Origin of the sequence: Pseudomonas sp. MRSN 12121, from assembly GCF_000931465.1 — a bacterium.
Classification (GTDB): domain Bacteria; phylum Pseudomonadota; class Gammaproteobacteria; order Pseudomonadales; family Pseudomonadaceae; genus Aquipseudomonas.
This window is the reverse complement of record NZ_CP010892.1, coordinates 4,091,112-4,106,189: the sequence shown is the minus strand read 5'-3', so window position 1 is coordinate 4,106,189 and position 15,078 is coordinate 4,091,112. Positions and strand designations below refer to the sequence as shown.

Here is a 15,078-nt window from a genome sequence, read left to right as displayed (position 1 = left end):
AACCCCGGTGTGTGGATGCGGTGTTGGCGTCGTTGTTTTTTTCCGGCCGAGCGCGACCGGAGCCAGGGCGTCGAAGCCATGGCGGCGGGGGGCTGGGAGCCGGTTTCAGGTTCGGGTGTGGCAAGTGACCGTGGAGTGGTGTCGGCCGGAAAAAATGCAGTTCCGTGGGCCTCCACCTGGTCGGGTGGTCGGTGCTGGCTGTAACAATATTTGTATAAATACGCGGTGTAAAAGTCTGAATAGTTATAAGTTAATTATAAAAATATGTAATTTTAAAAATATTAATAGATGCGTATTCCTGATGTTGTGGTGGGGTTCGAAAACGCAATCGCGGGCAAGCCTCGCTCCTACGGATTGCACCGTCTGTAGGAGCGAGGCTTGCCCGCGATAGCGGTGGAGCGGCTGGCGCTACTTAATAACCCCGCTGCAGATCCGCCGGATTCTCCAGTGGCTGGCCGGCGACAAAGCGCTCCAGGTTAGCCAGGAAACTGTCGGCCAGCTCCTGGTGCAGGGTGGTGGAGATCGCCGAGGTATGGGGCGACAGGCGCACCCGGGGATGGTGGTAGAGCGGGTGGCCGTCCGGCAGCGGTTCGGGCTCGGTGACGTCCAGCGAGGCCAGGCCGATGCGCCCGCTGTCCAGGGCCTCGAGCAGCGCGGCGTGATCGAGCAGGCCGCCCCGGGCGATATTGATCAGGTGCAGGCCCGGTTTCGCACTGGCCAGCACCTGGCGATCGACGAGGTGCCGGGTGGCCGCGGTCAGGGGCGCGGCCAGCACCAGGTGGTCGCTGCGGCCGAACAGCTCGTGGATGTCCCGCGCCGCCTCGACCCCTTCGACCTCGAACGGCGCCTGGCTCTGGCGCAGGGCGAGCACGTTCAGGCCCAGGGCCCGGGCCTTGCGCGCCAGGCTGCGGCCGATCGCGCCGAAGCCGAGGATTCCCAGGGTGCTGCCCTTGAGCGGGCGCAGTGCGGTGAACTGCCATTGCGCGTCGTGCACCCAGATGTCCGGCAGGGACTTGGCCGCGGCGAAGATCGCCGCCAGGGCGAACTCGGCGATGTTCTCCGCGGCGCTGCCGCGCGAGGTGCTCACCGGCGGGCCGTCGAACAGCCAGCGCGGGTAGAAGTCGATACCCGACGAGGTCACCTGCACCCATTGCAAGGCATAGGGCCAGCCCGGCGGCGGGGTCTCCGGCGCCACATAGCCGCGCACGTTGATCGGCCGCGCCAACAGCACATTGGCTTCGGCCGGCAGGTCGCTCGGCACGCCGGCCGGGACCTCCAGCACCCGGGCGGTGGGATGGGTCAGGGCGAGGCGCTGGCGGATCACGTCGTTGTAGTCGGCGTCCAGCTGGCTGGCGATCACGAGCGGGTTCATGGCTTGTCCTTGGGCTGGCGTTGGGCGAATACGGCTTTGCCGATGCCTTGCAGCACGGCGTCGTTCTGTGGGGTGTGCACGCGGCTGCACAGCACGTCGCGGTAATGCCGCTGCAACGGGTTGTGGCGCGACAGGCCGGGGTTGCCGCTGGCCTCGATGGCCAGCTCGACGGCGCGGATCGCGTTGTCGGTGACCAGGTACTTCAACTGCGCGGCATGGCTGGCGTGGGTCCGGCCCTCGGCCGCGGCGTCCAGCAGGCTGCGGCTGGCGAACAGCAGGGTGTCGATCTGCCCGACGGTTTCCTGGAAGCGCGGCAGGGTCGAGAGGGCCGCGCCGAGGTTGGACGGCTTGCGCGTTTCCAGCCAGCCCACCAGCCAGTCCCGCGCGGCCTGGGCGACACCGTCGTAGACCGCCGACAGCAGCACCGCCATCCACAGGAAACCCTCGCTGTCGAGTTCCGCTTGCGGCGCGCTCCAGGGGCTGACGCTGACGGCGTGGTCCAGGGGCACCAGCACATTGTCGAACTGCACCTCGTGGCTGCACGTGGCGCGCATGCCCAGGTGGTCCCAGTCCTCGACGATACGGATGCCGGGCGTGTCCTTGTGCACCAGCCAGGCGCCGACCAGCGGGTCTTCGTCGTTGCTCCGGGCCCAGACGCTGAACCAGCTCAGGCCGTGGCTGCCGGTGGAGTAGATCTTGCGTCCGCTGATCCGCCAGCCGGCGCTGGTGCGCCGCGCGATGGTCGCCGGCAGGCCGCCGCGGGCCGGGGTGCCGAGCTCGGGCTCGACCCGCAGCGCGTTGATCAGGGCGCCGTCGCGCACGGCGTCCGCGGCCACCCGCAGGCGCAGCGCCTCGGGCCAGCTGCGGCTGTCTTGCAGGCGCGCGTGCTGCAGGTAATGCATCACCAGGATCAGCGCCGTGGAAGGCTCGCCCCGGGCGACCGCGGCGATCACCTGGCGCGCCTGGGCCAGGCTGGCGCCGCCCCCGCCCAGGGCCTTGGGCACCGTCAGGGCCAGCAGGCCGTGCTGGTGCAGCAGGCGGAAGTTGTCGTGGGGGAAGGCGCCGCTCTCGTCGTACTGCGCCGCCGTGGCCGCCAGTTGCTGGCCGAGGCGGGCGAGCAGGGCGTCGAAGCCGGCGGCTTCGACCGATTGCAGCACGGGCGGGTGTTGGGAAGTCAGGCTCATGGTCGGTTCACTCGATGAAAAAGGCGGGGCCGGTTCATAACGGCAGCAGGCGGAAACTGCGGTCCCACAAGGGGCCGACGTCGAGCCGCTGGCTCAGTACGCCAGCGTCGAAGAACAGGTCGGCGACCTCCTGTTGCGAGGCGATGGCCTGGTCGTTGACTTCGATGATCCGCGAGGGCTGGCTGCGGCTGTTGTACATGTCGAGGAACACCGCCTTGTCCACCCCCAGCAGCTGCGCCGACTTGGTCGCCCAGGGCTCGGGGTTGTCGTTGATCCATTCCAGGGTGCGCGCCTGGCGCTGGATGTAGTCCTGGATCGCCTGGCGGCGCAGCGGCTCGTCCAGGGCCGCCGGGCGCGCGGCGATCAGGTAGTTGCCGGACAGGTAGCCCAGCGCGGTCTTGAGCACCCGCGCGCCGCTGCGGAATTTCGCCAGCTGGATGAACACGCCGTAGATCACCCAGGCGTCGAGCTGGCCGCTCTGGAAGGCGCTGAAACCATCCTGCGGGGTCAGCGCCACGGCGGTGATGTCGTTGAGGGTCAGGCCCTGTTCCTTCAGGGCCTTGATCAGGAAGTAGTGCGAGGTGGTGGAACGCACGTAGCCGACCCGCTTGCCGCGCAGCTGGCCGACCGACTCCAGGGGCGAGTCCTTGGGGATCAGGAACACCTGGTTGTTCACGTCGCCCTGCAACACGGCGATCAGGCGCGGCTGGCGATGGCTCTGGATCGAGAAGATCGGCGGGATCTCGCTCATGCCGCCGACATCGAGGCTGCCGGAGGCCAGCGCCTCGACGATCAGGTTGCCGCCGGCGAACTCCGCGTACTCGACCTTGTAGGGCGTATCGGCGGTGCCGGCCTCGTCGACGAAATAGGAGTCCTGGCCGCGGTAGGTGGCGACCCCCAGGGTCAGCGCCGAGAGCGGGTTGTCGGCGGCGCTGGCGCGTCCCGGCAGCCCCATTGACGCCAGGCCCAGCGACGACAGCCCCAGGGCGCCGAGGGCGAACGAGCCGGCGGCGAGGAACTCGCGTCGGTTGAACTGCCCCTGTGTGATGTGTTTGCTCATGATCGGGCCCTTGTTCAGATGGCGAGTTGTGCCGGGACGTGCCCGAGCAATCGTTCGACGGCGCGCAGCACCGGGTCGGCTTCGGTGCGCACCAGCCAGTCCGGGCTGACCTCGGCGAAGCTCACGCTGGCGTCCCGGGCGATGACCAGTACGGTGGGCTGCGGCAGTTCCCAGGTGCCGGTGCCGGTGACGTCGCCGATGTGGCTGCCCCGGGCCAGGGCGGCCCGGCGCGAGGCGTCGTCGAAGCGGTAGAGGATGCCCAGGTGCCCGCCGAGGCGGTTGTCCGGATCGCTGGCCACCTGCAGTTGCAGGTGGTGGCGGGTCTTGATCTCGACCAGGCGTTCGGGCACCTGCGGGCTGACCGCCACCAGCGGCACCCCCAGCGCCCGCAGCCGCGGGTACAGCCGCCGCTCGTAGTACGGCAGAGCGATGTTGCAGGCCGGGCAATCGGCGAAGCGGAAGAACACCAGCACCGCCGGCCCGTCGGCCAGCAACTCGTCGCGGCTCAGGCTGCCGCCCTCGACCTTGAGCAGGGTGAAGGGCGCCAGCAGGTCGCCGGGCTTGACGAAGCGGGCGTCCCGGGCCTCTTCCACCAGGCGCCGGCGCTGGTCGATGTTGACTTGCAGGGCCGCCGGATCCCAGGTGGCCAGGCGCTGCGCGTGCAGCTCGGCCAGTTGCCGGTTGAGGGATTCGCTCATGCCACGGCCTCGCTGTCGGCCGCCGCCGGTTGCGCGTAACGGTTGGCGGGCACGGGCAGGCCGAGGTGGTCGCGCAGGGTCTGGCCACTGTATTCCTTGCGGAACAGGCCGCGGCGTTGCAGCACCGGCACCACCTGCTCGGTGAAGGACTGCAGGCCGTCCGGCAGCAGCGCGTTGATGATGAAACCGTCGGCCGCGCCCTGGCTGAACCAGTGCTCGATGGCATCGGCCACCTGCTCCGGGGTGCCGACGAAGTCGCGCCGCGGGCGCGAGAAGCGCAGGGCCACTTCGCGCAGGGTCAGGCCTTCGTCCCGCGCCAGTTGCTTGATCCGCTCCGAGCCGCCTTTCTGGCTGTTGGCGCCCAGGTCGCCCAGCTCGGGGAAGGGCGCGTCCAGCGGGTACTGGCTGAAGTCGTGGTCGTTGAACGGTCGGCCGAGGGCGACGATGGCGTCTTCGATGCTCACCAGCGCCACCGCTTGCTGGTAGCGGTCCTCGACCTCGGCCGCGTCGCGCCCGACGATCGGCCGGATGCCGGGCAGGATCGACAGCTGCTCGGCATCGCGGCCAAAGCCCCGGGCGCGGCGCTTGAGGTCCTGGTAATAGGCCTGCGCCTCCTCGAAATGCTCGGGGCTGACGAAGATCGCGTCGGCGTTGGCGGCGGCGAAGTTGCGCCCGTCCTCGGAGGTGCCGGCCTGGAACAGCACCGGCTGGCCCTGGCGCGAGCGGGCGATGTTGAGCGGACCTTTCACGGAGAAGAACTCGCCCTTGTGCTCCAGGGCATGCAGCTTGCCGGGGGTGAAGAACTCGCCGCTGCGTTTGTCGTAGGCGAAGGCGTCGTCTTCCCAGGAGTCCCACAGGCCCTTGACCACCGCCACATGTTCCTGGGCGATGCGGTAGCGCACGGCGTGCGGCGGGTGTTCAGCCTTGCCGAAGTTGTCGGCGGTGCCGCTGAGCCACGAGGTGACCACGTTCCACCCGGCGCGGCCGCCGCTGATGTGGTCCAGCGAGGCGAACTGGCGGGCGACCTGGAACGGCTCGGTGTAGCTGACGGTGACGGTCGCCACCAGGCCGATGTGCCGGGTGGTGGCGGCCAGCGCCGAGAGGATGGTCAGCGGCTCAAAGCGGTTGAGGTAATGCGGGCTGGATTTCTCGTGGATGTGCAGGCTGTCGGCGATGAACACGAAGTCGAACTTCGCCGCTTCGGCCAGGTGCGTCTGCTGCTGGTAGAAACCGAGGTTGACGCTGGCGTTGGCCAGCGCGTCCGGATGGCGCCATTCGCCCCAGCCGTGGCCGACGCCATGGACCATTGCGCCGAGTTTGAGTCGCGGTTGTTTGCTCATGAGTGTGCTCCTGAAGCCGTGCGCTGGATCAGCGCGATGCCTGGTTGAGTTGCGGGCGCGGGGTGTTGAAGCTGGGGTCGAAGCCCTGGGAAACATCGATCGGCCTGAGCAGCAGGCCTTCCTCGCGGTAGATGTCCGCGGTGGCCTGCAGGCCGGCGATGACCTGGGCGTCGATCGCCACCGGCTCGATGTGCGTGGCCCTGGCCACCGCCAGGTGCACCTCCAGTGGCAGGCCGGTGACCCGCGCCAGGGCCGCGGCGTAGGCCTCGGGGTGGGCGTTGGTCCAGCGGTAGGCACGGTCGATGCGGGCGACGAAATCGTCGAGCTGAAGGCGTTTGTCGGCGATGGCCTGGCGCGTGGCCGCCAGGTACAGGTGGTTGCTCAGCAGCTGGTCGCCGCTGACCAGCACCTTGGCCTGGCTCTGCGTGGTGGCGATGGTGGTGTAGGGATCCCAGGTCGCCCAGGCGTCGGCGCCGCCGTTGTCCAGCAGCAACCGCGACTCGCTGGGCAGCAGGTAGATGAACTGCACGTCGCTGGTGCGCAGGCCGGCGCCGCGCAGCGCCTTGATCGCCAGGAAGTGGCCGATGGAGCCGCGGGTGGTGACGATCCGCTTGCCCTTGAGGTCGCGGGCGTCGTTCAGCGCCGAGTCCCGCGGCGCGAGGAGGGCGGTGGTGTAGCGGCCCTGGGCGTGGACGATGCTGACCACCTTGAGCGGCGCGCCGGCGCCGAGGGCGAACACATAGGGCGCATCGCCCAGGCCGCCGACATCCACCGCGCCGGCGTTCAGGGCCTCGCCCAGGGGCGCGGCGGCGGGAAATTCGGAGAACTGGATCTCGTAGGGCACATTCGCCAGTTCGCCGGAAACCTCCAGCAGGACCTTGAGGGTCGACTTCTGGTTGGCCACCCGCAGCGGCGGCAGGTCGGCGGCCTGGACCAGGGGTGCGAGGCCGAGAACGGTGGCCAGCAACAGCTGGGCGAAGGGCAGGGTAAGGCGCATGGCACAGGCTCCAGGCAGTGATCGAGGGTTCGGGTCACCTCCGCCTGGAGAAGGGGTCGGTTCGGGTGTCGCTTGTCGTCCAATGGGGCGGCGCATGGTCCGGGGGAGGAGCCCTGCGCCGGGTTATTTCATTTCAGCGGCCGCGTCCCGCCGCTTTCAAATGACCTGGAAGCCATGTGTGCCGTCGCGGGCCAGCTGGGCCACCAGGCCGAATTCCCAGTCGAGGTAGGCCTGCATTGCCTCGTGGGGGTTGTCGGTGCCTTCGTAGGGGCGGCGATAACGATCGATGCGCGGCGAGGCCAGGCGGGTTTCGCCGCTCTCCAGCGGCCGTTGCGCGGCGATCCAGCTGGCGGTGCCCTGGTGCAGCAGGAACACCGGCCTGCCGGTCAGGGCCTCGACCTCGGGCACTGCCAGCCGGGCCAGCTGGCTGCTGCCGCAGGTCAGCACATAACGCTCGGCCTTCGGCACCCGGGCCAGGGCTTGCGGCAACTGCGCGCGCAAGACCCACCAGGCCCCGGGGATATGGCGGTTGACGTAGTTGGCGCTGCTGGTGAAATCCAGCACCGCGGTGTCGCCCTCGGCCAGCCAGAGGGCCAGGGTCTCGGCGCTGATTTCCTCGGCCTGGCGCGGTGCCGGCACCGGTGCCTGCCAGGCGCCGGTTTCGCTGAAATGCGCCGGCGTCAGGTCGTCCAGCACGTACACCTGCCAGCCCAGCTGCGCGAGCCAGGAGGCCGACATGTTGGCGCGCACGCCGTCGTCGTCCACCAGCACCAGGCGCGCGCCGCGCACGCTGGCGAAATGATCGGTTTCCTGGACCAGCTGGCCGCCCGGGGTCGAGCGCGCCGTGGGCAAGTGGCCGGCGGCGTATTCCTCCGGGGTGCGCACATCGAACAGGTAGGTGCTGCGGCTCGCGTCCTGCTGCCAGCGTTGCAGGTCGGCGAAGCTGGCGCGGCCGACTTGGGCGCGGTCGGCGACGCGGCGGGCGTCCTCGGCGGCCCGTGCGCGCTGGGCTTCGCCGGTCGGTGCGAAGCGCCGCGCCTGGCCATGCTCCAGGGTCTGCCCGGCCAGGGTCCAGCCAATGGTGCCGTTGCGCAGGGCGGCCACCGGGTTGGCGATGCCGGCGTTGATCAGCGATTGGGTGCCGATGATGCTGCGGGTGCGTCCGGCGCAATTGACGATGATTTGGGTGGCCGGGTCCGGCGCCAGTTCCCGGGCGCGCAGCACCAGTTCCGCGCCGGGCACGCTGATGCCGGTGGGAATGCTCATGGTCTGGTATTCGTCGAAGCGCCGGGCGTCGAGCACCACCACGTCGGCCTTGGCGTCGAGCAGCGCCTGCACTTCCTGCGCCGCCAGCGACGGGGTGTGGCGCTGGCTTTCCACCAGCTCGCCGAAGGCCTTGCTCGGCACGTTGACGTCGATGAACAGCTCGCCGCCGGCCTCGCGCCAGCCCTGCAGGCCGCCCTCGAGCACCGCGACATCGACGTAGCCCAGCTCATGCAGGCGTTGTACCGCCCGCGCGGCCAGGCCTTCGCCGTCGTCATAGACGGTGACCGGGGTGTCGCGCCGGGGAATCCGCGCATACACCTCCAGCTCCAGCTTCGACAGCGGGATATTGGCGGCGAACAGCGGATGGCCCTCGGCGAAGGGGGCCTCTTCGCGCACATCGACGAGGGCCAGCTCTTCACGGTCCAGCAGCGCCTGGCGGATCTGCGCGTAGGTGCGGGTGAATGCAGTGCTCATAGGGCTTGGCTCTCTTTGGACAGGTCCCAGATATTGGGCAGGAAGGCGTTGGAATAACCGGAGATGAACAGTTTTTCGCTGCCGTCGCTCTGGTACACCGCGCGACGCACCGCGCCGATGTTGGCGCCGTAGACGTGGATGCTGATCGACACCTGGTCGTCATAGGCATTGCTGACCTGATGGATGTCGCCGATCTTCGGCGACACGGCCTCGACCTGGCCGGGGCGCAGTTCGATGCGCGGGCCGCTGGCCCGCAGCTCGCCATCGGCCTGGTGCTGGAAGCTCTGCGAATACTCGGCGCCGCGCAGCATGCCGATCAGCCCCCAGACCCGGTGGTCGTGGATCGGCGTGCGTTGCCCCGGGCCCCAGACGAAGCTGACGACGCTGAAGCGCTGCCGGGAATCGGCGTGCAGCAGGTATTGCTGGTAGTGCTGCGGATCGGGCCGGGCGAAATCCTCGGGCAGCCAGTCGTCATGGCTGACCAGCTGGGCCAGTAACTGGCCGCCGCGGTGCAGCAGGTCGCCTTCGCGGGGTTGGCTGTCGAGCAACTCCGCCAGGGCGCCAATGAAAGCTCTGAGTCGCTCCGGGTGTCGGGCCTGGGTCATGACGGTTCCATCGTTCGGGGAAAAAATGTGTGCTTATGATTTAAGCATAATGATTTTTCTTAATATGCTATTTTTTTATGATTAGGTTATAGCTGAAAGGAATTTAGAACCCTTGTGAATAGAGTTAGACGTTATCGATAGATGCAGCGGGCTATCCAGCCACCGACAATGGAATTATGCTTTTCAAACATCTTGTCGACTGTTCTCTATGTGCGGGCCAAATGAAAATTGACGATATCGACGCCTTCGTCGAAGTGATTCGCTGCCAGTCCATCAGCCACGCCGCCGAGACCCTGCAATTGACGCAGCCGGCCATCACGCGGCGCGTGCAGAACTTCGAGCAGGCCCTGGGCGTGGAGTTGTTCGACCGCAATACCAAGCCGCTCAAGCCCACCCTGATCGGCACGCGGGTGTACGAACAGTGCCGCCTGATCCTGCGGGAAATGGACGCCCTGCGCGAACTGGTGGCCAGCGACGCGCCGCCCACCGGGCTGCTGCGCCTGGGCGTGCCGCAGACCATCGGCGACGTGGTGCTGCTCGATGCGCTCAAGCACTTGCGCGCCGAGTACCCCGAGCTGCGCGCCCAGGTGGCGACCGGCTGGGGCAGCCAGCTGGTGGGCAAGATCGAGCGCGGCGAACTGGATGCGGCGGCGGCGCTGTTTCCGGCCGGCAAGATCTTTCCGGACAATATTGTCGGCGAGTCGATCGGCAAGATGGAACTGGTGGTGGTCTGCGCCCGGGAGCAGTTGCCCAAGCGCCCGTGCAAGCTCGCCGACGTCTACCAGAACGGCTGGATTCTCAACCCCGACGGCTGCGGTTTCCGTGCCGGATTGCAACGCACCCTGTCGGACCAGGGGCTGGCGCTGCGGGTCAACCTGGAGACCTTCGGCACCGAGTTGCAACTGGGCCTGGTCGCCGACGGCCTGGGCCTCGGCCTGGTGCCGCGCCCGTTGCTGGAGCGCAGCGCCCATCGCGAGCAACTGGCGGCGATGCCGCTCAAGGACTTCAAGCCGGTGATGGACCTGTGGCTGATCTACCCGCGTTTTCTCGGCAACCTGCAAGGCCCGGTAGATGCCTTCGGCCAACTGGTGGCCGCTGCGCTGCACAAGATCAAGAGCGCCGCCTGAGGCGCTCGACAGGCCCGGACGAGGCGAGGATAAGATAAAAAATAATAATAATTAGCTTAGATTAAAATGTGCTTTTTATTATTTTTGGCCTTCCCCTAGGCTGGCTGGAGATCCCCCAAGACCTCCAGGAAACCTTTGTCATGAGCAGCGTCAGCCCGTTATCCAGCGTCTCGAAATCTGTCCGTCAGCGCGTCAGCCCAGAAGAGTGGGACGTGCGGGTGAAACTGGCCGCCGCCTACCGGCTGGCCGCGCTGTTCAAGTGGACCGACCACATCTACACGCACTTTTCCGCGCGGGTGCCGGGACCCGACGAGCACTTCCTGATCAACGCCTTCGGCCTGCTGTTCGACGAGATCACCGCGTCCAACCTGGTCAAGGTGGATATCGACGGCACCCTGGTCGACGACCCGACCGGCCTGGGGATCAACTACGCCGGCTATGTGATCCACAGCGCGATCCACGGCGCCCGACCCGACCTGCAGGCGGTGCTGCACACCCATACCCGCGACGGCATCGCCGTGTCCGCCCAGCGTGACGGGCTGTTGCCGATTTCCCAGCACGCCATCGGCTTTTCCGGGCGGGTGGCCTATCACGGTTACGAAGGCATCGCCCTGGACCTCGACGAGCGCGAGCGGCTGGTGGCGGACCTGGGCGACAAGAGCGTGCTGATCCTGCGCAACCACGGGCTGCTGACCGCGGGCATCAGTGTCGAGCACGCGTTCCAGCAACTGCACGGCCTGGAGCGCGCCTGCAACATCCAGGTCGCGGCCCAGGCCGCCGGCAACGCCGAACTGATCTTCCCGCCCGCCGAAGTGGTGGCCAAGGTCGAGAAACAGGCCGAAGCCTTCAGCAAGGGCGACGGCCCCGGCGTGGCCCGGCACTGGGACGCGCTGATCCGCCAGCTGGAGCGTAGCGATACGGCCTACAAGGAGTGATATGCCGCGGTGCCTGGCTGGCGCCCGCTACGTCGGAGTGCCGCCCAGGCTCGACAGCGATTGCGGTTCGGACCCTGTCGGTAGGAGCGAGGCTTGCCCGCGATCCGGGCGATGCGGGCTGTCTGAACGGACGCCATCGCGAGCAAGCTTCGCTCCTACAGATCTCGTGCTAACTCACCGCACCTGTAGCCGTTGCCGAGCGTCAGCGAGGCTCGGGTGGGCGGCATTCCGACGTAGCTCGGTAAAGCGGGCGACGTGGTGTCACGGGGCTTCGGCGGTGCCGGGATCGGGCGCTTCGATCCAGACGTCTTCGTAGCCTTCGGTGTCGATGATGAACCTGGCGCCCGCGGGCAGGCAGAGGTAGTTCATGACATGCGGCAGCCGTTCATGCAGATGCTCGGCATGGACCGGCTGATAGAAATCCTCCGCGTCCGAGTAGTCCCCGCAGTGGATGAACCAGCTGACATTGCCGCCCTCCGGCAACGCAATCCGTGTGCCGTAGATGGGCGATCGGCCGAGGGTGGCCAGCGCAACCGCGATCATGTCCTCGGGAACAAGCACGGGTAGCCCGTAGCGGTCACAGACGGCTTTCTGCTGGGGAGTGGGAGCGGTGGGAGCGGTCATGCGGGCGAGTCCATTCGTGGCGCCGGGGCGCGGCGAATGATGACCGATGGCAGCGGGCGCCGACAATAGCCAGGGCAAATAGGCAGCGCGGCCCGAGCCCCACGCGGGGGATCTTGTTCACCGATCGAAGCCCTGGCGATCCGGCCCGAGGGAGAGCCGCAGCGCTCCCTCGCGAGCAGGACCGGAACCCGCGTGTGGCGCGTTCAGGCGACGCGCTGTTGGCGTTCGCGCTCGGCCACCCGTTGCCGGGTCAGGGGGATCAGGCGCTTGCCGTAGTCGATGGCGTCGTCGAGCGGGTCGAAGCCGCGGATCAGGAAGGTGGTGATGCCCAGGTCGTAATAGTCGAGCAGGGCCTCGGCCACCTGTTCCGGGGTGCCGACCAGGGCGGTGGAATTGCCCTGGGCGCCGAGCAGGCCGGCGATCCCGGTCCACAGGCGCTTGTCCAGGCGCGAGCCCTTGGCCGCGGCGGCCAGCAGGCGCCGCGAGCCTTCGTTGGGCGGCTCGCGCCGCACGAAGCCGCTCTGTTCGGCAAGCGTGGTGGCCTGTTGCAGGATGCGCTCGGCGCGTTCCCAGGCCTGTTCCTCGGTGTCCGCCAGGATCGGCCGCAGCGACAGGCTGAAGCGAATGCTGCGGCCATGCCGGGCCGCTTCGGCGCGCACTTGGGCGACCACTTCCCGCACTTGTTCGTAGGTTTCGCCCCACAGCGCATAGACATCCGCGTGCTTGCCGGCCACCGCGATGGCCGCCGCCGACGAACCGCCGAAATACAGCGGGATATGCGGCTGTTGCGGCGACTGCACCACCGAGTGCGCGCCTTCGACCTGGTAGTAGGAACCGTGGTAGTCGAACGGCGCCTCGCTGCTCCATTCCTGGCGCAGCACGTCGAGGTATTCGTCGGTGCGGGCGTAGCGCTCCTCCTTGCCGATATGGCTGCCGTCGGCGCGCAGTTCGTGGTCGTCGCCGCCGGTGATGATGTGCACCGCGGTGCGCCCGCCATTGAACACATCCAGGGTGGCGAACTGGCGGGCGGCCAGGGTCGGCGCGACGAAGCCCGGGCGGTGGGCGATCAGGAACTTGAGGCGCCGGGTCACGCTGGCGGCATGCGCGGCGATCAGCGTGTTGTCCGGGCTGCTGGAGTGGAAGGCCACCAGCGCGCGGTCGAAGCCGGCTTCTTCGTGGGCGCGGGCCACCTGCTCCACATAGTCGGGTTGCAGGGCGGGGCCGCTGCGCGGATGGATTTCCGACGACTGATGGCCGCCGATGTAGCCGATGAATTCGATGCTCATGGTGGATTTCCCCTTTTTTGGACAGGCCTGCATGGAGCAGGAGTGAGTGCAGCCTCCACCGGGCGAGGGGTCGGTCCGTGGTGTCGAAAGTAGGCGCAGCGGGGGCGGGCTGTGAAATGCCGTTTCGTTCTAAGTTAATTATTAAAATTATTGATTATCAATTTATGGATTCATCAGTAATGCGCATTTTATGCCGCATCAGGAGCAGGCCCGGCGAAGGGTCTGGGTCGCGAGGCTTTACTATGCAAATTATTTATTCGGTTCTTTTTCTATCTGATTTTTAATCATATTAGGTTATGCCCAAAAAGAATTTCACTGCGATTTTTTATGCGAATAGCATGGCTCGAACGTGGATACAGGGCGCCTCCCGCCCTGTGCCGATGATGAGGAAGGAAGCCCGATGAGCGACAAGACCTTCGATCCGCCGAGCGCCGCCAGTTCGTTTTCCATCGACAAGGCCCCAGGCCTGGCCGGCGGGGGGCAGGGCGCGGCGCGCTGGGTTCCCGCCTGGTTGCGCACCTGGCGTACCCCCGAAGTGTTGCTGCGGCTGATCAGCCCGATCGTGTTGCTGTTGCTCTGGGAGCTGGCCTCGCGCTGGGGCCTGATTCCGCAGCGGGTGATCGCCGCGCCGTCGCAGATCGGCGGCACTTTGTGGGCGATGATCGCCTCCGGCGAACTGGGCCGGCACCTGCTGGTGTCGCTGCAACGGGCGCTGATGGGGTTGAGCATCGGGGTGTCCATCGGCGTGGTCGCGGCGCTGGTCAGCGGCTTGTCGAAGCGCGGCGAGGTGGTGCTCGATTCGCCGATGCAGATGCTGCGCACCATCCCCTCGCTGGCCCTGGTGCCGCTGTTCATCCTCTGGTTCGGCATCGGCGAGTTCACCAAGATCGCGCTGATCGTCACCGGCACCACCTTCCCGGTGTACCTCAACCTGTTCGCCGGCATCCGCAACATCGACCCCAAGCTGATCGAGGCTGCCAACACCCTGGGCCTGAACCGCCGGGAGCTGATCTGGCATGTGATCCTGCCTGGCGCCTTGCCCTCGTTCTTCGTCGGCCTGCGTTATTCCCTGGGCATTTCCTGGCTGGCCCTGGTGTTCGTCGAACAGATCAACACCACCGCCGGCATCGGCTACCTGGCCAGCGACGCGCGGGACTTCATGCGCACCGACGTGATCGTGATCTGCCTGCTGATCTACAGCGTCCTCGGCCTGTTGATCGACGGGGTGATCCGCACCCTGGAACGTTTCGCCCTGGCCTGGCGCCCATCTTTCGTGAGGAACTGATTATGTCGAGCATCGATTCTGTGGACGCCAGCCAAGCCGCGCCGGTGCGGTTGCGCAACGTGGTCCGCCAGTTCGGCCAGCAACGGGTCATCGACGGCCTGGACCTGGACATCGCCCCCGGCGAATTCGTCGCCCTGCTGGGCGCCAGCGGTTCCGGCAAGACCACCTTGCTGCGCAGCCTGGCCGGGCTGGACAGCATCGACAGCGGCCAGTTACGGGTGCCCAAGGCCCGCGCGGCGGTGTTCCAGGAGCCACGGCTGATGCCCTGGAAACGCGCCTGGAAGAACGTGATCCTCGGCCTGCGCAGCCCCGATGCCCGCGCCCGCGCCGTGCAAGCGTTGACCGAAGTCGGCCTGGCCCATCGCCTGGACGCCTACCCGGCGACCCTCTCCGGCGGCGAAGCGCAGCGCGTGGCCCTGGCCCGCGGCCTGGTGCGCGAGCCCAAGCTGCTGTTGCTCGACGAACCCTTCGCCGCGCTCGATGCCCTGACCCGGATCCGCATGCACCGGCTGATCATCGACCTGTGGCACAAGCACCGGCCGGCAGTGCTGCTGGTGACCCACGACGTCGACGAAGCCATCCTGCTGGCCGACCGGGTCATCGTCCTGGCCAACGGCAGGATCGCCGAGCAACTGCGCATCGACCTGCCACGCACCCGGGACACCGGCCAGGAAGGTTTCCAGGGCATTCGCGCGCGGCTGCTGGGCCTGTTGGGCGTGGAGGTCGCGGAGCCGGCGGCGCCCGCCACCGGCACGCTGCGCGCGGCGGCCAGCACAGGCGTGCGCCGCTTCGCCCATGGATGATCCGGCGGGCGCGAGGCCCGCT

14 protein-coding genes are annotated in these 15,078 nt (G+C 67.4%); 4 read left to right on the top strand and 10 right to left on the bottom strand.

From position 1 onward, the window contains the following. Positions 1-412: 412 nt before the first annotated feature. The 8 genes from TO66_RS18665 to TO66_RS18630 all read right to left on the bottom strand — a co-directional run bounded on the left by TO66_RS18665 (position 413) and on the right by TO66_RS18630 (position 8,996). Positions 413-1,372 (bottom strand): D-isomer specific 2-hydroxyacid dehydrogenase family protein, encoded by a 960-nt coding sequence (locus TO66_RS18665; RefSeq protein WP_044463663.1) that lies wholly within the window; start codon positions 1,370-1,372, stop codon positions 413-415. After that, positions 1,369-2,556 carry an acyl-CoA dehydrogenase family protein gene (locus tag TO66_RS18660; protein ID WP_044463662.1) on the bottom strand — a complete coding sequence of 396 codons (1,188 nt, stop codon included), beginning with the start codon at positions 2,554-2,556 and terminating at the stop codon, positions 1,369-1,371. Before TO66_RS18660 ends, TO66_RS18665 begins: the two co-directional genes overlap by 4 nt. Positions 2,557-2,590: 34 nt before the next feature. Then, on the bottom strand, positions 2,591-3,616 hold the full coding sequence (locus TO66_RS18655) for an ABC transporter substrate-binding protein (protein ID WP_044463661.1): 1,026 nt from the start codon (positions 3,614-3,616) through the stop codon (positions 2,591-2,593). A gap of 14 nt (positions 3,617-3,630) precedes the next feature. Continuing rightward, the gene (locus tag TO66_RS18650) at positions 3,631-4,314 is read right to left on the bottom strand and encodes a peroxiredoxin-like family protein (RefSeq protein WP_044463660.1); all 684 of its coding nucleotides are present in this window, start codon (positions 4,312-4,314) and stop codon (positions 3,631-3,633) included. Beyond that, the gene (locus TO66_RS18645; protein ID WP_044463659.1) at positions 4,311-5,654 is read right to left on the bottom strand and encodes an LLM class flavin-dependent oxidoreductase; all 1,344 of its coding nucleotides are present in this window, start codon (positions 5,652-5,654) and stop codon (positions 4,311-4,313) included. Before TO66_RS18645 ends, TO66_RS18650 begins: the two co-directional genes overlap by 4 nt. 28 nt (positions 5,655-5,682) lie before the next feature. Further along, entirely contained in the window at positions 5,683-6,651 is a 969-nt protein-coding gene (locus tag TO66_RS18640) for an ABC transporter substrate-binding protein (RefSeq protein WP_044463658.1), read from the bottom strand. A 156-nt stretch (positions 6,652-6,807) separates the two neighbouring features. Beyond that, the gene (locus TO66_RS18635) at positions 6,808-8,391 is read right to left on the bottom strand and encodes a rhodanese-related sulfurtransferase (protein ID WP_044463657.1); all 1,584 of its coding nucleotides are present in this window, start codon (positions 8,389-8,391) and stop codon (positions 6,808-6,810) included. Then, the gene (locus TO66_RS18630) at positions 8,388-8,996 is read right to left on the bottom strand and encodes a cysteine dioxygenase (RefSeq protein ID WP_044463656.1); all 609 of its coding nucleotides are present in this window, start codon (positions 8,994-8,996) and stop codon (positions 8,388-8,390) included. Before TO66_RS18630 ends, TO66_RS18635 begins: the two co-directional genes overlap by 4 nt. Before the next feature lie 221 nt (positions 8,997-9,217). Between TO66_RS18630 and TO66_RS18625 the strand changes: the two genes are divergently transcribed. Both TO66_RS18625 and TO66_RS18620 read left to right on the top strand, forming a co-directional pair. Then, positions 9,218-10,123, top strand: coding sequence for a LysR family transcriptional regulator (locus TO66_RS18625; protein ID WP_044463655.1), 906 nt, complete (start codon positions 9,218-9,220; stop codon positions 10,121-10,123). A 140-nt stretch (positions 10,124-10,263) separates the two neighbouring features. Beyond that, positions 10,264-11,058, top strand: a complete 795-nt coding sequence (locus tag TO66_RS18620) for a class II aldolase/adducin family protein (RefSeq protein ID WP_044463654.1) — start codon at positions 10,264-10,266, stop codon at positions 11,056-11,058. 261 nt (positions 11,059-11,319) lie between these two features. Here the strand turns inward: TO66_RS18620 and TO66_RS18615 are convergent, their stop codons facing one another. Both TO66_RS18615 and TO66_RS18610 read right to left on the bottom strand, forming a co-directional pair. Further along, the gene (locus TO66_RS18615) at positions 11,320-11,682 is read right to left on the bottom strand and encodes a hypothetical protein (RefSeq protein ID WP_044463653.1); all 363 of its coding nucleotides are present in this window, start codon (positions 11,680-11,682) and stop codon (positions 11,320-11,322) included. 203 nt (positions 11,683-11,885) lie between these two features. Then, positions 11,886-12,968 carry an LLM class flavin-dependent oxidoreductase gene (locus TO66_RS18610; RefSeq protein ID WP_044463652.1) on the bottom strand — a complete coding sequence of 361 codons (1,083 nt, stop codon included), beginning with the start codon at positions 12,966-12,968 and terminating at the stop codon, positions 11,886-11,888. A gap of 400 nt (positions 12,969-13,368) precedes the next feature. Between TO66_RS18610 and TO66_RS18605 the strand changes: the two genes are divergently transcribed. Next, complete coding sequence (locus TO66_RS18605) at positions 13,369-14,253, top strand: ABC transporter permease (protein ID WP_044463651.1); 885 nt, start codon at positions 13,369-13,371, stop codon at positions 14,251-14,253. Positions 14,254-14,255: 2 nt separating this feature from the next. Then, positions 14,256-15,056, top strand: coding sequence for an ABC transporter ATP-binding protein (locus tag TO66_RS18600; protein WP_044463650.1), 801 nt, complete (start codon positions 14,256-14,258; stop codon positions 15,054-15,056). Positions 15,057-15,078: the final 22 nt, after the last annotated feature.